Annotated in this window: 18 protein-coding genes; 14 read left to right on the top strand and 4 right to left on the bottom strand. The window is 64.3% G+C overall.

What is annotated here, in order from left to right; all coding sequences use genetic code 11:
* The first annotated feature begins 160 nt into the window (after nucleotides 1-160).
* The 5 genes from AB0H84_RS41950 to AB0H84_RS41970 all read left to right on the top strand — a co-directional run bounded on the left by AB0H84_RS41950 (nucleotide 161) and on the right by AB0H84_RS41970 (nucleotide 4,547).
* Nucleotides 161-778, top strand: a complete 618-nt coding sequence (locus AB0H84_RS41950; protein ID WP_357617450.1) for an RICIN domain-containing protein — start codon at nucleotides 161-163, stop codon at nucleotides 776-778.
* Between the two features lie 32 nt (nucleotides 779-810).
* Nucleotides 811-1,782, top strand: a complete 972-nt coding sequence (locus AB0H84_RS41955) for a hypothetical protein (RefSeq protein WP_357617452.1) — start codon at nucleotides 811-813, stop codon at nucleotides 1,780-1,782.
* A gap of 759 nt (nucleotides 1,783-2,541) precedes the next feature.
* Entirely contained in the window at nucleotides 2,542-2,673 is a 132-nt protein-coding gene (locus AB0H84_RS41960) for a hypothetical protein (protein ID WP_357617453.1), read from the top strand.
* A gap of 166 nt (nucleotides 2,674-2,839) precedes the next feature.
* On the top strand, nucleotides 2,840-3,244 hold the full coding sequence (locus AB0H84_RS41965; RefSeq protein WP_357617455.1) for an integrase core domain-containing protein: 405 nt from the start codon (nucleotides 2,840-2,842) through the stop codon (nucleotides 3,242-3,244).
* A gap of 850 nt (nucleotides 3,245-4,094) precedes the next feature.
* On the top strand, nucleotides 4,095-4,547 hold the full coding sequence (locus AB0H84_RS41970; protein WP_357617457.1) for a hypothetical protein: 453 nt from the start codon (nucleotides 4,095-4,097) through the stop codon (nucleotides 4,545-4,547).
* Between the two features lie 1,286 nt (nucleotides 4,548-5,833).
* Here the strand turns inward: AB0H84_RS41970 and AB0H84_RS41975 are convergent.
* From AB0H84_RS41975 to AB0H84_RS41985, 3 genes are read right to left on the bottom strand one after another with little or no spacing between them, the layout of a single operon-like run.
* Nucleotides 5,834-6,304, bottom strand: coding sequence for a deaminase (locus AB0H84_RS41975; protein ID WP_357617459.1), 471 nt, complete (start codon nucleotides 6,302-6,304; stop codon nucleotides 5,834-5,836).
* Nucleotides 6,301-6,990: a dihydrofolate reductase family protein gene (locus tag AB0H84_RS41980; protein WP_357617461.1), complete on the bottom strand. Its 690-nt coding sequence runs from the start codon at nucleotides 6,988-6,990 to the stop codon at nucleotides 6,301-6,303. Before AB0H84_RS41980 ends, AB0H84_RS41975 begins: the two co-directional genes overlap by 4 nt.
* A gap of 37 nt (nucleotides 6,991-7,027) precedes the next feature.
* Nucleotides 7,028-8,491 (bottom strand): helix-turn-helix transcriptional regulator, encoded by a 1,464-nt coding sequence (locus AB0H84_RS41985; RefSeq protein WP_357617463.1) that lies wholly within the window; start codon nucleotides 8,489-8,491, stop codon nucleotides 7,028-7,030.
* 347 nt (nucleotides 8,492-8,838) lie between these two features.
* On the opposite strand from AB0H84_RS41985, the gene AB0H84_RS41990 reads away from it, so the two are divergent.
* Both AB0H84_RS41990 and AB0H84_RS41995 read left to right on the top strand, forming a co-directional pair.
* The gene (locus AB0H84_RS41990) at nucleotides 8,839-9,120 is read left to right on the top strand and encodes a hypothetical protein (protein ID WP_357617465.1); all 282 of its coding nucleotides are present in this window, start codon (nucleotides 8,839-8,841) and stop codon (nucleotides 9,118-9,120) included.
* A 294-nt stretch (nucleotides 9,121-9,414) separates the two neighbouring features.
* Entirely contained in the window at nucleotides 9,415-10,107 is a 693-nt protein-coding gene (locus AB0H84_RS41995; RefSeq protein ID WP_357617467.1) for a GntR family transcriptional regulator, read from the top strand.
* Between the two features lie 45 nt (nucleotides 10,108-10,152).
* Here AB0H84_RS41995 and AB0H84_RS42000 read toward each other — a convergent pair whose 3' ends face one another.
* A complete protein-coding gene (locus AB0H84_RS42000) occupies nucleotides 10,153-10,578 on the bottom strand; it encodes a hypothetical protein (RefSeq protein WP_357617469.1) in 426 nt (141 codons plus the stop codon).
* A 232-nt stretch (nucleotides 10,579-10,810) separates the two neighbouring features.
* Between AB0H84_RS42000 and AB0H84_RS42005 the strand changes: the two genes are divergently transcribed.
* From AB0H84_RS42005 to AB0H84_RS42035, 7 genes are all read left to right on the top strand, one after another.
* Nucleotides 10,811-11,254, top strand: a complete 444-nt coding sequence (locus AB0H84_RS42005) for a plasmid replication, integration and excision activator (RefSeq protein ID WP_357617471.1) — start codon at nucleotides 10,811-10,813, stop codon at nucleotides 11,252-11,254.
* Nucleotides 11,254-11,559: a hypothetical protein gene (locus tag AB0H84_RS42010; RefSeq protein ID WP_357617473.1), complete on the top strand. Its 306-nt coding sequence runs from the start codon at nucleotides 11,254-11,256 to the stop codon at nucleotides 11,557-11,559. Before AB0H84_RS42005 ends, AB0H84_RS42010 begins: the two co-directional genes overlap by 1 nt.
* Nucleotides 11,560-11,646: 87 nt before the next feature.
* Nucleotides 11,647-13,101: an FtsK/SpoIIIE domain-containing protein gene (locus AB0H84_RS42015; RefSeq protein WP_357617474.1), complete on the top strand. Its 1,455-nt coding sequence runs from the start codon at nucleotides 11,647-11,649 to the stop codon at nucleotides 13,099-13,101.
* Entirely contained in the window at nucleotides 13,098-14,711 is a 1,614-nt protein-coding gene (locus tag AB0H84_RS42020; protein ID WP_357617476.1) for a replication initiator, read from the top strand. The genes AB0H84_RS42015 and AB0H84_RS42020 overlap by 4 nt, the downstream gene beginning before the upstream one ends.
* On the top strand, nucleotides 14,708-14,899 hold the full coding sequence (locus tag AB0H84_RS42025; protein ID WP_357617478.1) for a helix-turn-helix domain-containing protein: 192 nt from the start codon (nucleotides 14,708-14,710) through the stop codon (nucleotides 14,897-14,899). The genes AB0H84_RS42020 and AB0H84_RS42025 overlap by 4 nt, the downstream gene beginning before the upstream one ends.
* Nucleotides 14,896-16,278 carry a tyrosine-type recombinase/integrase gene (locus AB0H84_RS42030; RefSeq protein WP_357617480.1) on the top strand — a complete coding sequence of 461 codons (1,383 nt, stop codon included), beginning with the start codon at nucleotides 14,896-14,898 and terminating at the stop codon, nucleotides 16,276-16,278. The genes AB0H84_RS42025 and AB0H84_RS42030 overlap by 4 nt, the downstream gene beginning before the upstream one ends.
* Nucleotides 16,279-16,917: 639 nt before the next feature.
* Nucleotides 16,918-19,083: tetratricopeptide repeat protein (locus AB0H84_RS42035; RefSeq protein ID WP_357617482.1), on the top strand; the 2,166-nt coding region annotated here is incomplete at its 3' end.

The following is a 19,083-nucleotide window of genomic DNA, read 5'->3' on the forward strand; positions in this document are numbered from 1 at the left end:
GCATCGAGTCTTGTCGCCTCGAAGACAGAGAACGGACGCACATGCGCCGCACCTGCTGAGGTCCGGTGAGCGAAGGGGGAAGCATCAGGAGACCGAACATCGATCTCGGTAATTGTCAAGCTCTCAGGAATACTGATCGAGGAGAACGGGAGAGCTCGTTGTGCAACTGAACATGCGCGGAATCAAGTCAGCGGCGCGGGCCGCGGCGGTAGGACTGCTCGGCGTCGTGGCAGGCATCACCATGATGCCCGTGGGCACCGCTCAGGCGGATTCGGTGAACCGGTGGGCCACGGCGAACGACTACGGCTACGGATACTTGTACCTTGAAGTGCTCAATTCCAGCACCGCGGATCTCGCCTCCGTCATCGCCTACCCCGGAAACAGCGGATCGGCCAACCAGTGGTGGTCCGACTACCAGTTATCCAATGGCTACTTCGCACTGTTAAACAACAACAGTGGCAAGGCGCTCGACCGATGGGATCCGCACACCGGTACCGGCAGTGATGGAGGCTGCAGCACGCCCATGCAGTATTCATGGGTTGATGAACCTCAGCAGCACTGGGGCTATCGCACGGAATGGAGCGGCTACTACGGCCGGTACTTCAACAAATGGGTCAACTTGCATGGCTGCAACGGTGACCCTTGGCAGGATACGATCAGTGTGAACTTCACCACCGCTGCTTCCTATGGACTGTGGACGACTCTGTTCCATTCCAACCGCTGTGTCGACGGCCAAGACAGCGCAACCCGGTGCTTCTGGAGGAGGAACGGCGAATGACGACGCGACGAAAAGGACCTGCCGTCGCGGGTATGACCGCGGTTGCCCTGGCCACGTTGACTGTCGTGGGCTTCACCGTCAGCCAGCTTTCCGGCACCGATACCTCGGCGCTGGCCACGGTGGACCCCACCGTGGAACCCACCACCCCCAGGGCGACGTCGGCGGCCTCGCCTCTCGGCTCCGAGGGCGAACCAGCCCTCGGAGCCATCCCGAAGATCAAAGACGCGACGCCCGTACCGATGCCGCTCGACTCTGTTCTCACGCCCATGAACGACATCAAGCTCATCGACCAGGCCCGAGACGTCGCGGCAGCGGCCTGTATGAACGCGCTCGGCTTCAAGACGTGGACGGCCGGCACTATCCGCACGTGGGACGCCCGGGAGTATCGCGAACACGATTTCTTCGATTACATCGATCCCGCGGTCGCGGCTGAATCCGGGTACCCGCGGCAGGCCGATGTCAAGGCCGTCTCCTCCACCTTCGCAGGCACGAAGCACGAACCGACCGCAGAGGAGAGGAAGGCGTACGAGGGAGGCGCGAGCCAGACCGCGGACGGGAAGCCCATTCCGGCGGGTGGTTGTGCGGGCCAAGCCGACGAGAAGCTCTACGGCCAGCAGAAGAAGCTCCCCGCTGACCCGCGCGCACTAGCCGTCGCCTCCCGCTCGCGCGCCCTCGGCGACAGCCGTGTCCGCGCGGCGCTGGTCTCGTGGCAGTCGTGCATGCAGAAGGCGGGTGTCACGGCCTACCAGCATCCGATCACCGCACAGAACGACCCCAAGTGGAAGTCAAGAACGCAGGGAACCCCCGCGTCGGACGAGGAGAAGCGGATAGCGGCTCTCGACGCCAAGTGCCAGGACGAGGTGAATCTGGTCGGCGTCTACAAGGCGGTCAGGGCTGCTTATGAGCAGCGGCTCATGGAGGAGAACAAGTCGAAGTTCGCCGAAAGCAAGGCCATCGTGGACGGCTGGACGAAGAACGCGGCCGCGATCATGAAGTCCGGCTGAGGCGCGAAACACGACCGATTGCGGACCGGTGAAAGGACCGCGCCATAGTAGGGGAACCGCGTGCTCGATCGGGAGCGCGCGGTTTCTCGCAGTGCCTGGTCACCGTCCACATCGTCTCTCGCCGTAGCAACCACCTGCGTTCCTCTGCCGCGTGCTCGAAGGGCGAAGCGCAACTGCACTCCACAATCGCCTGCTCGAACAGCTCATCCAGATAATCGTCAGGGGCAGGCGAGCCACAGCAGCACTGCGCCTGCCGATAATGTCATCCGGCCAGGTCATGGCCTTGCTGAGAACGGTCGGATGCGCGTGATCCTCAACCGTTCGGAGTGCGGCATGATGATCGTCCGTGCTCTTTCGCCTGGCCTATCTCGCTATCACGAACGCCTTCGCCGCGCTGCGGTTGCTTCCGGTGAGCGATCGGGATAAGGACGTGAGATCCTCGCCCTGCGTCATCAGATCACCGTTCTCGAACGGCAGCTCGGTGCCGACGCCAGGGTGAGATTCGCTCCCGAGGACCGTGCCTTTCTCGCCGCTTTGCTGACGTCGCTACCCCGCGAGGTCTTGCGCCGGCTGCGGCTTCTCGTCCGGCCGGATACCGTCCTGCGCTGGCACCGCGATCTGATGACACGGCGTCATGCCAGCACGTGTCGGCCGAAGCGGCCGGGGCGCCCGCCCACGGTCCGCTCCATTCGCACGCTCATCCTGCGCCTGGTCCGGGAGAACCCGTCCTGGGGATATCGGCGGGTGCATGGTGAGCGGGTGCATGGTGAGTTGGCCGCGCTCGGCATCGCGGTCGCGTCCTCCACGGTCTGGGAGATTCTCCAGCAGGAAGGGCTTGACCCGGCCCCCGACCAGGCCTCCACCTCGTGGGCCGACTTCCTGCGCTCCTAAGCTGCTGCGTTGCTGGCTTGCGACTTCATCGAGACCGTCACCCTCAGCGGGCAGCGCCAGTACATCCTGGCCGTCATCGAGCACGCCAGCAGGCGCGTCCGCGTGCTGGGTACCACCGCCCCATCCGACCGCAACCTGGGTCGTCCAGGTGGTGAAGGATCTCGTGATGGATCTGGAAGAGGTCGGTTGTCGGGCCCGCTACCTGATCCGGGACCGTGACGGGAAGTTCCCCGGCCTCCTGGACGAGATCCTGGCCGAGGCCGGTATCCGGACCGTGCTCACCGGGATCCGGGTGCCGCGGATGAACGCGGTCATGGAGCGGTGGGTGCAGTCGTGCCGCCGTGAGCTGCTCGACCGCTGCCTGTTGTGGAACGAACGCCACCTACGGCACGCCCTGCGCGAGTACGAACAGTTCTACAACCGGCACCGCGCCCACCAAGCCCTCGCCCAAGCCGCCCCGCTGCGTCCCGTCCCGGACCCGATCACCGATCCAGAGCAGATCACGAGCTTGACCATCCGCCGACGAGATCGCCTCGGCGGAATCCTCCACGAGTACTCACATGCCGCTTGAACTGCACGGATGGAATTTTCGGCAAGGACAGTCTTTATCCTCAGCGCTGTCGTGCAGGTGATGCAGCCGATCGATCCCTAGCCCGTCCTGTAAACAGGGCTAAGAGGATCGCCGCGAGAACCAGCGGATCTTTTTTCTGCTGGTCACGAACGGCCTGGTCGCGAGACGAGCCCACTTGGACAAGCTTGACCATCCATCGAATCAACACTGACCAGCGACGCCGATCGGGCCTTCCGGCTTGATCTTCGGATGGTCGTCTCTGGGGTCTGAGCTGACGGTGACGGACTAAATGATCTACCGCGATACACGGTCCGTACACAAGAGCAACCACCGAGCAACCAACCATGATCAACAACGAGGTTGGAGGCCGACGAAAACCGAGAAAACCCAGATCGAACGCGGTATTGGTGAGTAGGGCGGGTGGGACTTGAACCCACGACCCACGGATTATGAGTGGATTTGATCCTAGTGGCCAGGTGGTGCTTTGAGCTGCGCCTCGACGGGACGTTGATCATGTTGCTCTAACGGCGTTCCGCATATGTGCCGGATCTTGAAAAGCGCGTCCGTGTACGCCTCGCCCGCCTGATCGTCCGTATGCCCCGGCCCACACCAAAACGGCTGAGGGCTGGCCATGGGCGACCCGGAGTCCTCGCGAATATGAGTTCTGGGTCGGGGAGGACAACCAAACCGGAGATGGGCCCGATTCCCCTCACGTCCGTGCCACGCTACTGCCCTGTGGGTTGTTGTCGGGATAGCCTGCGATCAACCGTGACGATGGGTCGGCTCCGGTGCTGCTCCGTGCCGGAGGAGTGGACCCCGGCCTCCCGCTCTTCGCCGCAAGGAGCAGACTTTGATCTCCGCACCATCCCCGTACGCTTTCTCGCTGCTCACGATGACCGCGCTCGGCGTCGTGCTGCTCGCCGGTTGCAGCGCCCCCGTGATGTGCGGGCCATGCCCTGGAAACGGGATACAACTCACCGCGGAAGGGGCGACCTTGACAGCGGGGAGGACCTACGAGCTGTGCGATGGACGGGGACCATGCCAGAAAGGCGCCTGGGTGGTGCCCACTGACACCGGCACGCGCGCGGCCGCAGTTCCAGTCTTCGTCGTCTCACTGCCGGGAACTGCCGAAGACTATTCACGGGTGACGGTCAAAGCCATCGTCCGAGACCAGGCTGGGCGGGAAATCGGGGAAGGTCAGGCAACTTTTCCCGAATATCAGCCTGTTCAGCAAAGAGGTTCCTGTCAGTGTCATGACGCTTTCGTCGAGCTGCGCTTGAAGGAGACGATCCGCCGGTCCTGATCACGCGGGGCGCACTCCGGCAGAATGCCGGTGACTTTGGTGATCGAGTGGTGCTGCCTGCCGGTCCATCCTCGATCGGTCGCGGACAGGCCGGTCTCATGATGCCCGTGTGCGGCATAGACAAGCTGCCCTGCCGCGCCAGTCGATTAGGCTTTGCGCGCCTCGGCTCGCGGGGGGCGCACTACATCTGCCAGCAACCTCATCCGCGCAGGTCATCCACCAGCCGGAGGGACGCGCACCTCTGGGAGCGGGGCGATCACGGCGGGTGAGGCGACACGGATGGGAAGGCCCTGGCGATGATGGATATGTTTTTCGGCAGACGTAAAATCCCACGGGCCACTTGGCGCGGGCTTATTGGTCTGGTAGCGCCCACTTCCCGCCTTTGCAGGCGGGCGGGCCATAGGTAAACCGCCGTCCGCTGGCCGTTTCGGCGACTATCACGTCCTCGGCCCCGATACGGAGGCATCCACTATCCGCGACTGGAATCCGGGCCGATCCTCCCACCGGAACGGTCCGGCTGTAGATGATATCGCCGAGCCATTTCACCGTGACTGTCTCGCCGGTACGGTTCTCGATGTTCAGCCATCGGGAGGGCCGTGGCTGGCACGCGACGAGGGCAAGGATCACCGCCACGAGTATCGCTGTTCCACCGATGTTTTTCACGGGGCTCCCTTCGTTGGCGTGCTGCTTGTTTCCAGGGAAGCGCGTGATAGCGCGCGCTGTCACCCGGCGCCGTCATGTGGCGACCTGTTAGCGTGAGGTAGTGCAGTAGCAGTTTCTGTGTCAGAGCGGGGCAGGCCAGGTGCGGGCTCCCGGGGAAGATCATCCCGCGTATATCCCGCGAGGCAGAGGCAGGCACGATCATCCCGTCACGCCACCAGCCTCGATGCCACCAACGCGTGATTTCAAGATCCAGTAGACGCCATAAGCGCTTACGCACGTGAGATGCTTCGACGGAGTTTGCATCAAAGATCAACCACGCTCTTCGGTGAGCCAGGGTGAGGAACGAACCCTGGATCGTCGATCGCCCCAAGCATGTACGGCGTCCAGCCATGCAGTGGCGATCGTAGGGCTGCATCTGTGCGGCGGTGCGGCAACCCCGGTCGAGGCATTCGGATGGTACGGCGCGGCGGGCGCGCGGTGGCCGGCCCGGTGTCCCGCCGCCGTCCGGGACCGGCCCCCAGGCCGCACGCCCGGACGGCGGGCGGGCGAAGGGCCGGGAGTACGGCGGCGCGCCGCGCCGCCGCTTGATCCCTATGAGAACAATTCGGCAAGTCGCTCGGTCGCTATGAGCTGGGTCCGATGAGGTGTGTGTTGGCGGCTCGTGCGGCGTCTGCCAGTTCCGGCAACGTGATGACCGTGACCCCTGCGGCGGTCAGGGCTTCGATGCCGTTGGCGTCGACGACGAAGGTGGCCGGTTCCTTCCAGGCGGTCACTACGCGGGGGATGCCGGCGTCAAGGATGAGCTGTGTGCAGGTTCTCGGCCGTGACCGCCGTTGGGTGCAGGGCTCCAGGGAGCTGTAGAGGGTGGCTGTCTTGAGGCGTGGATCGTCGGCAGAGAGCTTGGACAGCGCTGATTCCTCCGCATGGACGTGCGCGTCGGTCTCTCGGGAGTAGCCGCGGCTGATCTCATTGCCGTGCTCGTCGACGATGACCGCACCGACCGAGAAGGCCGTCTGCGATGGCGGGCACTGGTGAGAGAGGTCGATCGCGGTGAGCAGCCATCGGCGGTCTTGTTCGGTGCTGGTGCCGGTCATGAGGTCTTACTACCCGAGGACTCTTTCGGCAGATAGCGCAGGAGCACGACATCATCCACGGCCCGCACTTCGGTAAGTGCCATACGGTGGCCGGCGCCTCCAGGGAAGTCCCCGGGATTGACGAAGCGGGGCGCGTTGCCGTCGCCGACGAAGATGGGCGCGATGGCGAGGTGGATTTCGTCCGCCAGTCCTTGGGTGAGGAACTGGGTGTGGATGGTGCCCCCGCCCTCCACCATGAGGCGGCGGATACCGCGCTCGCCGAGATCGTCAAGCATGCGGCCGAGGTCCACGGCGGGACCAAGACTCACCACGCCGGCCAGGTCGCCCAGGGCCTCACGGACCTTTGCGGCGGCGGAGTCGGGACAATAGACCACCTTCTCGCCGCCGTGGTGCCAGAACTTCAGGTCGGGGTCGAGGTCTCCGCTGTTGGTGATGGTGACCTTGAGCGGGTACGGGGGAAGGCCCTGGGCGGCACGCTCGGCTCGGCGCGCTTCGGAGTTGACCAGGAGGCGGGGGTTGTCGCGGCGCATTGTCGTTGCGCCGATGAGGATGGCGTCGCTTTCGGCCCGGACCTGGTCCACGCGGTCGAAGTCCTCGACGTTGGACAGCAGGAGCCGTTCGGGTGTCGTGTCGTCGATGTAGCCGTCCACGGACATGGCGCAGCTCAGCAGGACGTAGGGGCGCATGGGACCTTCCGGAGGAGGAGAGCCGATCAAGTCGTGATCATGCTTGCTTCACCACGGTACTCCTCAAGGCTGTGCGGAACTCGTCAACCAGAGGCGTGCTGCGCCATTGGTCGAGGTGCTTGTCCAGCCTGAGCAGTTCGTTCATGATGCGGGCGGATCCGGTCTCCTCCGCGATGTAGAGGGCGGACATGGCGACACCTGCGGCTTCTTCGGGCTCTTCGGCGCCGGCGTGTGCGAGGGCCTGACGTGACAGGTAGACGCCGCGGTCGCGTCGGAAGGACTGTGGAACAGCCGTGAGCGCTTGCTGGAAGCCTTCGACGGCTTCGCCGAACCGACCGAGTGCGGCGTTGCTGCGGGCTCGCTGGGCCTGAAGGTATGGCTCGTCCAGCCACACGGCCCATGGCGAGCCGGGGTCGTCGGCGATGTCGAGGAGCAGTTCATGAGCACGGTCAAGCTCGTGTCTGGCCGTGTCGTCGTCGCGATGGAGGGCGTGGCCGTAGCCGGCATAGGTGGGTGCGAGCGCCTGGAGGCGGCTGCCTGGGCGAGCGAGGTTGCTGGCTGCCTCGGCCATGTCGATGGCGGTGACCGGGTCTCCAATGTCGCCGGCGAGTTGGCTCTTGCGCGCCATGATGTAGGCGGTCATGTCCCGGTCGGCGACGGCGTGTGACAGTTCGAGGGCGCGGTCTGTCCAGTACTGGGCCCTGCGGAAGTCGCCTGCGTCGTGGTAGAGCCACCCGCAGAACTCGCTGTACTCGGCTTGCAACTTGAGGAGCTGGTGTCGGTCAGCGCCGCGCGTCTCCTGGCGGAGTTGCTGGATGGCAGTGATCTGCTGCTGGACTGCGGGGATCGCGTTCAAGGGGCCGAGAAGATTGTCGTTGGCGATCAAGACCTGACGGACCTGATACAGGTGCTCGATCGGGTTCGCATCGCCCGCCGCTGAGGCCAGTCGTCGGGCGGGCGAAATATACGATGATCGACTTTGTGGCGGCGTGATTCCCGCGAGGCCGATGCCCAGCCCCTGAAGGAATGTGCGACGGGATACAGACAAGAAGACGATCCTCCCATCGGGCGCGCGACCCGGCACGACAAGAGTCTCCTCATCGGCCGTTGATGGCAATTGTAGCTCTAGCTCCTGTTTGTCCCGAAGGGATGAGAAATTGGGGTCAACCTGCCACAAAGGGAAATCGTCGGCGGATTGTGCGGAGGTCGTTTCGTAGGACGCCTCGTCAGCGGGAGTGACCCTGACGCGACTGCGTCTGATCGGAACGAACCCCAGGTCCTCCGGGCCAAGGCGCGTGATCTCTGCCAGCGCCAGCCGGTACTCCTCGCGCGGCCAGGAGACCTCTCCTGCCTCCCAGCGCCGGATGCGTTCCTCGTCGCACGTCAGTGAGTGCTTCACGCCCGACTCGCTGAGATTGACCCTTTTCGCCATTTCGGCCCGCGTCAAACCAGCCTTCTGACGCCAGTCTCGAAGGCGGACATTCATCCCCGCTTTGGGCATATCCGACCTTCTTTCAAGTGGGTGGCTGGAAAGGGGCTATGAGGGGGCCTTCTTAGGGGGTCCCCTCATTCTGCTTTGCCGGTGGACTTGCCATCAATCAACAACGTAAGTGAATCGGGCTCCCGCCGCAGGGAGTACCGGACGACTCGCGAGGAGATGGCGACGGTGACCCGGCCAGACGAGAACAGCGAGGCAAGGCCCTGCCGTGCGTGTCGGGGACGCGGTTTCAAGCTCAAGAGCTCGCGCCGCTCTCTCCTGATCGACGCCCGCGGGGAGGAGGCGGAACCGAGTGAGGAGCGCAAGTGTCTCGACTGCCTCGGCGAAGGCCAGGGCGAAGGGAGCGGGAGATGAACTCCGTCATACAGGCGGTCATGGCCGGCCTCGGGCAGCAGGACGAGGCGAACGCCTTGATCCGGCTGCGCGACCGGCTCGCGAGTCGTGGCGTCAACGCAGAGCTGCGCGACAACAACACCGCGCTGATGGTGCACCGGCCTGAGCCGGGGCTGCCGGTGTGGGTGTTCGTCGGGTACGGCGGCGCCTACTACTCCTGGCAGAGCGCCGAGCAGCGTCATCCGGTCGATGACGTGGAGGGCGCCGCGAACATCTTGGCGGAATACATCGCCAAGTGAGGACGGGCGCGGCGAGGTGGTGACGGCCTTGGTCAGGGGGGCCAGGGTGGGCCTTCTCATCGCCTTGCCGCGTCTCCCCGCCCGGCAGGCAGTCACTTCCACGCCCTGGGAGGGGCGCCCCCGATCCCTCGCCTGGCTGCCTGCCGGGTCTTCTCCTGGAGGGCTCGCGTTTACCGCAGTGGCGTGGACAGGCGGCTGTCGGCCAGGTTACCCTCAAACTTGGTAAAACAACCTGTCGGGTGTTGGACGGTCATAATGTCGCTAGAGTCCGTGCCGCCGAAGTATGCCCAGCTTGTGCAGGCCCTTCAACGGCGTATCGAGGCGGGAACCTACCCGCCCGGCTCCATGCTCCCCAGCGAGCACCAGCTCATCCAAGAGTTCGGCGTCTCCCGGCCCACCGTCGTGGCGGCGCTGCGGGTGCTGCGCGAGCAGGGCTGGATCGAGTCTCAGCAGGGCAAGGGCCGCTTCGTGCGGGGCCGTCCCGCGATGACGTCGGTGGAGCCCAACCGCACAGGTCAGGCGTACCTGACCAATCCGGAGACGGACTCCCCCGGCGAGCTGGTCGAGGCCGGCGCGGTGGCGCTGCCCAACCGTGTGGCTGCGTTGCTGGATGCGGAGCCCAAGAGCAAGGCGTTCCTGCGCCGGCGGCTGGTCACTCGTGAGGGCGAGCCGAGCGAGTTGGTCTCGCTGTGGCTGCCGTTGGAGCTGTCCGAGGGCACTGATCTAACCAGCGGGGAGGCATTGCCGCAGGGCATCCGGCAGCATCTCCAGTCGCGCAAGGGGGTGCGCTTCGATCACATCGTGGAGCAGATCACCGCGCGCATGCCCACGGCTCGGGAGGTCAAGCAGCTCGGCATGCCGAAGAACGTGCCGCTGCTGGCGGTCTTCGGTGCGGTCCGGGATGCCTCCGGCCGGCCGCTCGTGGTTGTGGAGGCACTGTTGCCGGCGGATCGTCACGAGTTGGAGGACGCCTATCCCGTGGGGTGAGAGCCCGATCATCGCGCGACCGGGCGCATCGCCACGTGCCTGTGTCTACATGCAGCGCCAGTCCCAGTTCCATCCATGGGAGTCGTAGACCTCGACGATGACCCGGCGTCCTCCTGCGTCGTCCGAATCATTGAAATACAAGGAGATCATCGCCTTGTTCTCGGCTCCCATGATGGTGGCATTGCTGTAGTAAGTTCGGATCTCCTCTTCGGTGAGCGCGGTCTGAAGCGTGAGCCTGATCCGGTAGTCGCAGTAACGGCCACTTCCCTTGACCAGGTTCTTGCCGAAGGTGACGTCTCGGTCCATGGGAAAGTAGTCCCGCGTCCTGGCTGGAAGTGGGTGGTTGAGCACCCGCTGGTACAGCGTTTCGAGGCGCGCGTTGTCGCGCCAGATAGGTGCCATGACCAGGCCTGATGCAAGGGCCAGCGGCAGAATGATGGCTGCTAGACATCCCCATTGACGGCGCTTCACAAAGCGAAACCATAGGGCAAAGCCGATCTTTCTCTCAGTCGGTTCACGGCAACCGATGTACCGACTGTGCGACGAATGGCGACCTTTGGGCCCATAGAGGTGTTGAACGACGTTTGCGCCCGAGGTTGGCCAGACGAATTCGCGAAGTCACTTGACCTGGCAAGTTTGAGAGACGTATCTTCAGATCATCACTTGATAGGTCAAGTGTCTGGCACCCAAGAAGGGAGCCGTCATGGCTCTGCAAGGCCCCATCCCCGTCACCTTCGCCATGGTCTTCCCGCACGGCTGCTACATCGTCGGCGAGGTCGAGCCCGTCAAGGACTTCGACGCCTCCGCCGGCGGCCGGTTCGTGCAGGCCCGCGATAAGCAGACCGCAGAGCTGGTCTGGCAGGTCGCGGTCATGGACGGTGACCCGACCCTCAAGCCCGCCCAGAAGACCGTCGCGGTCAAGATCCTCGCTCCGGTTCAGCCGGTCCCGCCGTCGCCCATGCCGGGGCTGCCGTTCACGCCGGTCGAGTTCGACGGCATCACGATCACGCCGTACGTCAACGCTGCTGGCCGTCTCGCCTACTCGATCAAGGTCCGCGAGATGCACGCACTCCGCCAGACAAGCCAGCCCGCCCAGACCACTCCGCCCGCTCCGAGCAAGGCTCCGGCCGGAAAGGACGCCGCCTGATGACCCGTCGCCGTACCCCGCGCCGCAGCGTGATCCGGCTGACCACCGGACACACCGCCCGAACCCTACGCCACTCCTACGGCCCTGAGCTCGTGCTGGCGCTTGACTTCGGCGCCACCTCGGTTCTGATCACTACCACCGCTCTGGTTACCGATGAGGACCTGGAGTTCGCCCGCCAGCTCGCCCGCGAGGCCACCCGCTACGCCTGGTCGATGGAGCGTGCCTTCCACTCGACGACCGACCTGACCGGCCGCGCTCTTCAGCAGTCGGCCACCGGCAAGGCCATCGACCAGACGGCGGCCTGACACGTAAGGCGGGGCCGCCAGAAGCGCCAACTTCCGGCGGCCCCCGGGTTTCTCCCACGACTCCACATCACGAGAGGTTCCAAGCTTATGTTCAAGCGGCTGCCCGGTGACGAAGCACGCAACCTCGTCACCACCACGCCGGACACGGCCGTCGTCTTCCGCCCGGCCGTCGTCACCACACCCGCCATCATCACCATCGTCATCCTCGCCTGTCGGCTGCTCGTCGGGCTCGTCCGCACGATCTGGCGGCACCCCATCGCGATGACCATCGCCAGCATCCCGGCCGTACTCGCCGTCATGTACGGCTGGCGAACCGCGCTACTGCTCCTCACGCCCGTACCGGCGGGACTCGTCACCTGGGCGCTGTCCGACCGCCCCTCCTTCGCCCGCTGGATCGGCTACCGGCTGCTGGCCTGGTGGCGCCTCATCTGGGTCTACCGCCGCCACTGGCAACCCGTCATGGTCGTCTCCGGACTCGGCCGGCACCTGCGAGGCCGCGACTACCTGCCTCGACTCGGCAAGGTCACCTGCACCTCCTGGGCCGACGCCGTCACCGTCCGCATGCTCGACGGACAAGCCGCCAAAGACTGGGCCGACCGCACAGACCATCTTGCCCATGGCTTTGGCGCTCCTTCCTGCCGCGTCACCATCGCCAAAGCCGGACGCCTCACCCTCACCTTCCCCAGACGCGACCCGCTGGCCACACCGATCCCAGCGCTGCCGATCCCACAAGAGCCGACCGTGGGACCGGTCGAGATCGGCAAGCAAGAGGACGGACAGCCGTGGCGACTCAAGGTCCACGGCACTCACGTCCTGGTCGCGGGCGCCACCGGGGCCGGCAAGGGCTCGATCATCTGGTCCACGATCCGCGGGCTCCTGCCAGCCGTTCGGGCGGGCCTGGTTGAGATCTGGGCGCTCGATCCCAAGCTGATGGAGCTGTCGTACGGACGCGCCCTGTTCGGCGAACGGTACGCGGCCACGCCGGAAGAGTGCGCCGACCTGCTCGATCAGGCCGTGACCGTGATGCAGGAGCGCGCTGCCCGGTTCGCCGGCGCTCTGCGCTCGCACACGCCGACCGTGGAGGACCCGTTCGTCCTGGTAGTCGTCGACGAGGTGGCGTTCCTGACCGCCTACCAGGCAGACCGCCAACTCAAGCAGCGCATCTCCGCCGCGCTGGCCACGCTCACCACCCAGGGCCGCGCGGTCGGCATCGGCGTCATGGCCGCCCTCCAAGACCCGCGCAAGGAGGTCATGAACATCCGCAACCTGTTCCCCGACAAGATCGCCCTGCGGCTGGACGAGTCCGAACAGGTGGACATGGTCCTCGGCGACGGTGCCCGCGACCGGGGAGCATTGGCCGACCACATCTCACCCGTCCCCGAACTGGGCGCCGGCGTCGGATACGTCCGGCTGGAGACCTTGCCCGACCCGACCCGGGTCCGCGCCGCCTACGTCTCCGACACCGACATCCGCGCCATGGTCGCCCATCACGAGCCCGGCCACTCGCACCCCACAACCGCCGACGACGGGAGGGCCGCATGACCGATCGCTCCCTACCTCGCGCCCTCCGGCAGGCCATGCCGCAGGCCCGAGAGGTGGCCGTGGAGGTCGCCAAGCAGTACGGCGTGTGCATCCGACCCGTCCCACTCAAGCGGCTCGACGTCCACACCGGACGCTGGGAAACCGTGGACGTCCCATGCGGCGCCACCTTGGACGCCAAGTGCCCGCCCTGCGCCAAGCGCAACCGGCAGCTCCGCAAGGCACAGTGCCGGGAGGGCTGGCACCTCGACCAGGAGCCGGCGATCACGCCCGACGAGCCGACCGACGAACAGCGGTGGCTGGTCGAGTTCCGCGCCGACCTCCAAGCCCGCCGCGACCAGGCCGACGCCCTCGGTGAGGACACCGGCGATTGGGACGCCGCGATCGAGGGCGTAGACGCCGAGATCAACCAGGCGGGCATGCGCGGCAACGTCCTCGGCCGGACGGTCCCCAAGCGCACGCGCTCGACGAGGCGACGGCAGGACGCTCCTAACCTGCCCAAGCGCAAGATGGCCAACACCACACTCGGGCGGACCTTCCGGTCCTCGGACGGCAAGGTCTACCGACCCTCGCTGTTCGTCACCTTGACCCTTCCGTCTTACGGCAAGGTACGGGACGGCGTCCCGGTCGATCCCGAGACCTACGACTACGCCAGGGCGGCCCGCGACGCCCTGCACTTCTCCAAGCTGGTCGATCGCTTCGTGCAGAACCTCCGCCGGATCGCGGGATACGACGTGCAGTACTTCGCCACCGTCGAACCACAGAAGCGGCTCGCGCCACACCTGCACATGGCCGTCCGCGGCACCCTGCCACGCGCGGAGGTCAAGCAGATTGCGGCGGCCACATATCACCAGGTGTGGTGGCCCCAGGTTGACGAAGTGCTCTTCGATGGTGCCCGTCCGCCCGTCTGGGAAGAGGGGGTCGGCTATCTCGCCCACGACACCGGCGAGGTCCTGCCCACCTGGGACCAGGCCCTCGACCAGCTCGATGCCGACGAGGACGCCGAGCCTCTGCACGTGATCCGGTTCGGCGACCAGGTGGACGTCAAGGGCGTGCTCGCCGGGACCCGGGACGCCGACCAGTGCATTCGCTATCTGTCCAAGTACCTGACCAAGAGCCTCGGCGACAGCCTCGACACCGACAACCCGGCCCAGCGTGAGCACGCTGCTCGGATGGTCGAGGCGCTGCGGTACGAGCCATGCTCTCCGGCGTGTGCGAACTGGTTGCGCTACGGCATCCAGCCCAAGGGCGCCAAGCCTGGGATGGTCCCGGGCCGCTGCCGCAGCAAGGCCCACAAGCCCGACCACCTGGGCTACGCCGGACGCCGCGTCCTCGTCTCGCGCAAGTGGTCCAATAAGACCCTCGCCGAGCACAAGCAGGACCGCCGTACCTGGGTCCTGCAAGCTCTTGGCCAGTCCAACGAGCCAACGGACCCACACCGCTACATCTGGAAACCCGTCCCAGTCGGCGATGCCAACGTCTCACCCCTCGCGGTACGCCTCCTGCGCTCGGTCGCCGAACGTCAACGGTGGCGAACCCACATGGCCCGGCTCCAAGCCCAAGCGGACGGCCAAGATCCGCCGGCAACCCTCGACATCGGGAGGGCGGCATGAGGAAGCGAGACGAACTCCTCACTATCGCCCAAGTCCTCGACGAACTCGGCGGCGTCTCCCGCCGCACTTTCTACCGCTGGCGCGAGATCGGCAAAGCCCCCGAAGGCATCCGCCTCCCGAACGGCGAACTCCGCATCTACCGCAGCGACCTCGAAGCCTGGCTCGAATCCCTCAGGAGTGCAGCGTGACCACCTCGTACAAGGTCAAGTTCTGGGACATCCGCACCAACACCCGATCCGACGGCACGGGCAAGAAGCCCCGGATCGTCTCCCACACCGTCCGCTGGACGGTCGGCAATCGTGAGAAGTCCTCGACGTTCAAGACCAAGGGCCTGGCCGAGAGCTTCCTGTCCGACCTTCGCCAGGCCGCCAAGAAGGGTGAGGCGTTCGACCTGGACAGCGGCCTCCCTGCCTCGATGGTCAAGGCCAAGGACGCCCGCACTTGGTACTCCTTCGCGGTCGCCTACGTCCACGCCTGGTGGCCGCACGCGGCGGCCAAGTCCCGCGAAGGCATGACCGACACACTCGCCACCGTCACCCGCGTCCTGATCGCAGACGCGCCCGGCCGGCCATCCGACGAGATCATCCGGCGGGCGCTGCGCGAGTACTCGTTCCTACCTGAGGACCGCCGGCCGACCCCCACATCGGAGATCGCTCGGACCGTGCGCTGGCTGGAGGCTGCATCGCTCCCGTTGAGCGCTCTGGAGGAGACCAAGCATGCGCGGGCCGTGCTGGAAGCCCTGTCGCTGCGCATGGACGGCAGCGCGGCGGCGACCTCCACCTACCGTCGCAAGCGGGCCGTCTTCCACCACGCACTCGAATACGCCGTGGAGTTGGAGGAGCTTCCGGCGAATCCGCTGCACAAGGTCAAGTTCCGGAAGGTCAAGGTGAGCGGCGAGGTCGATCGGCGCTCCGTTGTCAACCCGGGACAGGCGCGGGAACTGCTGGCGGCGGTCACCTACGTCGGGCGTTCACGCGGTCCGATGCTGCGGGCGCTGTTCGCCTGCATGTACTTCGGTGGTCTTCGACCGGGAGAGGCGGCGGGCCTCCGACAGGACGACTGCTTGCTCCCGAAGAAGGGATGGGGCCTACTCACCCTTCAGAAGACCCGTTCGGAGAGCATCAAGCGCTACACGGACTCGGGGGAGAGGCACGACGAGCGCGGCCTGAAGCATCGCGATGTGAAGACGACCCGCGTCGTGCCGGTCCCTCCGGAACTGGTGGCCATCCTCAGGGAGCACATTGAACAACAAGGCGTGGCAGACGACGGCCGGCTGTTTCGCACCCGAACGGGCGAGGTCTTCTCGGGCTCGACCATCTCCAAGGTGTGGAAGGAGGCACGAACCTTCGCCCTCACCCCCGACCAGGTCGCATCCCCGCTGGCTGCCCGGCCGTACGACCTGCGGCACGCGGCCGTGTCGCTCTGGCTCAACGCCGGCGTCCATGCCCCGGAAGCCGCCGAGCGCGCCGGACACGGGGTGGATGTGCTCCTCAAGGTGTACGCCAAGTGCATCGACGGACAGCGCGAGGTCGCCAACGGCCGGATCTTGGAAGCCTTGTCGCAGTGAGCACGCGGAACGCAACGGACCCCGGACGCCATCCGGGGTCTTTTGCTATGTGCGACCTGGGAAAACACCCCGAGATCCATTCCGCGTATGTTCCGCGACGGGTGGCATACGGCTGCTCTCCGCTGCTTCCGACTGCCTGCCCGCGTAACACGCGATCCCGCGAAACCCCTGCTCAAGCCAGGTATGCGGTGGTGAAGAGAGTAGGGCGGGTGGGACTTGAACCCACGACCCACGGATTATGAGACAGAGGGTCAGTACGCCCCAATCATGTCTCTGACCTGCACTAACAATCCATGAGATACGTCTTGCTGAGTCAGGTGGGGAGATATTGGGGAACGATCAAGCCTAATAGCCATTCTCTCGGCTCATGGCGGGCTGCGTAGCCAAAGCATCTCAGTGCATCGCACTCGGCCGTCAGCGTGCGCCTGAGCCATGCCATGCACTGGCTCTGCTTTCCCAGTATCGTCAGGACAGGAAGATCTGGCCGTATCCCGGGCAGGGGAGTCATATGGGCCAGGACGGGGATCCCCTCGTGCGTGGAGAGCCTAAAGATGCGAGGCGAGAAGCTCAAACGGAGGTGACAGGCTAGCCCGGCATGGTGGATTCTGGTCGTAGGGCCGTAGAGCACAGGAGCTATGCATGGGCGAGATTCCGCTGTCATTGCAGGAGATCGTACGGCGCCGCCAGCGAAGCAGCTTTGTGGGACGAACCGGGCAATTGGCGCAATTTCGACAGAATCTCAGCCTGTCATTGGATGACGAGAAGCGCCGATTCATCTTCAATATCCACGGCAATGCGGGTGTCGGGAAGAGTTTTTTGGTGCAGCAACTACGGCACCTAGTCAGCGAAGAAGAGGGAATCTGCGCGTTCATTGACGAGAATGCGCGTGGGATTCCCGATACCCTTGGCGCGATAGCCTCAGATTTTGCCTCTCAAGGCAAGAGGCTCAAGAGCCTAGAAGAACGCCTGGCTACCTATGCGGACCGTTTGCGGGAAACCGAGACGGACCCTGATGCTCCGCAAGACACGGGTAGATTTCTTACTAAAACTGCTGTAAAAGTAGGCTTGCATACTGCGAAAAGTATCCCTGTGGCAGGGTCTCTTGTAGATTTGGTGGATGCGGAAGCTCTCACCGACCAAGCCAACAAATTTAGAGTCTACCTGAGTAGAAAGTTCCGCAATCATGGCGACATCCGTCTTCTCTTATCACCCGCAGATGAACTGACTCCGATCCTGATTCAGGAGCTGGCCGCACTAGTAGATGACGGAAAGCCGATAGCGCTGTTCTTCGACACGTATGAACGCACTTCAACCTTTCTCGATGACTGGCTTATAGACTTGCTGACTGGCAGATATGGCGCACTTCCCGCGACCTTAGTTCTAACGATCGCTGGCCAGGTGCCTCTAAACCCTAACCGTTGGTCAGCATACCTCGGAATAACGGCTGATATCCCACTTGCGCCATTCACTGAAATAGAGGCGCGCCAACTATTGGCCAGTAAGGGCATCGATAACGAAAGCGTCGTAGAAGTCATCCTTTCGCTTTCTGGCGGCCTCCCATTGTTAGTGGCTATGCTGGCCGAGAACAAGCCGGACGATCTATCGGCCGTAGGGGATCCTAGCGGCGATGCAGTCGAGCGCTTCCTCAAGTGGGAGGATGACGCGGCGAGGCGGTCTATTGCCCTGACCGCCGCTTTTCCCCGGCGCTTTAATCAGGATATCCTGAATATACTTGTTGACGAGACTGGTGGAGAATCGCAGGGCGCCTACGAATGGCTACGTCAAATGCCGTTCGTTACAGACGGTGCGGGAACGTGCCAATATCACGACGTGGTCCGTGCGTCCATGCTTAGGATGCATCGCAATCGATCTCCTCAGACATGGAGAAGAATACACTCTAGATTAGCTGATGTTCATGCCGACTGGCGTCAATGCTTTGCATCGAATTCCAAAGATGCATGGAAGAGTGCTGCGTGGCAAAACCACACCTTGGACCGAATTTATCATCTCCTCTGCGCGAATCCAATGACTTCTATGCCGGAAGTCTTGGAGCAAAGCGTATATGCCTGCCGAACTAATGTCTCGCTTGTTAATCGCCTGCTCGACACGATCAATCAAGCGATCGCCGACTCCGGCGACGAGGATCTGCGCTCCTGGGGCAGGAAATTAATCGAGAGCCTTGCTGATGGAGAAAGTGATACCACAGGATTCCTTAGTGTCATTATCGATCTCGCTCGCTCGTTGCCGGACATCGAGGCACTCGCTCGGAGCCAAAGGGCCTGGCATGCATATTATGCCGATCAGGAACAGCGCGCGCTGATAGACTTCAATCGCGCTATTGAGCTTGCCCCAGACAACGTATGGACTATTTCACGGCGCGGCCAAACTTACTGCTGGATAGGTCGATATAGCGAGGCGCTGGCCGACTTCAATCGTGCCATTGAGCTCGACTCTGCTGATGGCTGGGCCACCGGTCACCGCGGCGAGACCTACCGGCTGATGGAGCGCTATGACGAGGCGCTGGCCGACTTCAATCGCGCCATCGAACTCAACCCCGCTGATGGCTGGGCCATCACCCACCGCGGCGAGACCTACCGGCTGATGGAGCGCTACGACGAGGCGCTGGCCGACTTCAATCGTGCCATTGAGCTCGACTCTGCTGATGGCTGGGCCATCACCAACCGCGGCGATATACACCGGCTGATGGAACGCTACGACGAGGCGCTGGCCGACTTCAATCGTGCCATTGAGCTCGACTCTGCTGATGGCTGGGCCATCACCAACCGCGGCGATATACACCGGCTG

This window comes from Nonomuraea sp. NPDC050786 (assembly GCF_040654115.1).
GTDB lineage: Bacteria > Actinomycetota > Actinomycetes > Streptosporangiales > Streptosporangiaceae > Nonomuraea.

Excerpts from the sequence above, each read along its gene's own strand:
- AB0H84_RS41980 (WP_357617461.1), bottom strand. The coding sequence starts at position 6,990 with ATGCGCCCCTACGTCCTGCTGAGCTGCGCCATGTCCGTGGACGGCTAC.
- AB0H84_RS42015 (WP_357617474.1), top strand. The coding sequence starts at position 11,647 with ATGTTCAAGCGGCTGCCCGGTGACGAAGCACGCAACCTCGTCACCACC.
- AB0H84_RS42005 (WP_357617471.1), top strand. The coding sequence starts at position 10,811 with ATGGCTCTGCAAGGCCCCATCCCCGTCACCTTCGCCATGGTCTTCCCG.
- AB0H84_RS41975 (WP_357617459.1), bottom strand. The coding sequence starts at position 6,304 with ATGACCGGCACCAGCACCGAACAAGACCGCCGATGGCTGCTCACCGCG.
- AB0H84_RS42010 (WP_357617473.1), top strand. The coding sequence starts at position 11,254 with ATGACCCGTCGCCGTACCCCGCGCCGCAGCGTGATCCGGCTGACCACC.
- AB0H84_RS41955 (WP_357617452.1), top strand. The coding sequence starts at position 811 with ATGACCGCGGTTGCCCTGGCCACGTTGACTGTCGTGGGCTTCACCGTC.
- AB0H84_RS41990 (WP_357617465.1), top strand. The coding sequence starts at position 8,839 with ATGAACTCCGTCATACAGGCGGTCATGGCCGGCCTCGGGCAGCAGGAC.
- AB0H84_RS42025 (WP_357617478.1), top strand. The coding sequence starts at position 14,708 with ATGAGGAAGCGAGACGAACTCCTCACTATCGCCCAAGTCCTCGACGAA.
- AB0H84_RS42020 (WP_357617476.1), top strand. The coding sequence starts at position 13,098 with ATGACCGATCGCTCCCTACCTCGCGCCCTCCGGCAGGCCATGCCGCAG.
- AB0H84_RS41985 (WP_357617463.1), bottom strand. The coding sequence starts at position 8,491 with ATGCCCAAAGCGGGGATGAATGTCCGCCTTCGAGACTGGCGTCAGAAG.
- AB0H84_RS41965 (WP_357617455.1), top strand. The coding sequence starts at position 2,840 with ATGGATCTGGAAGAGGTCGGTTGTCGGGCCCGCTACCTGATCCGGGAC.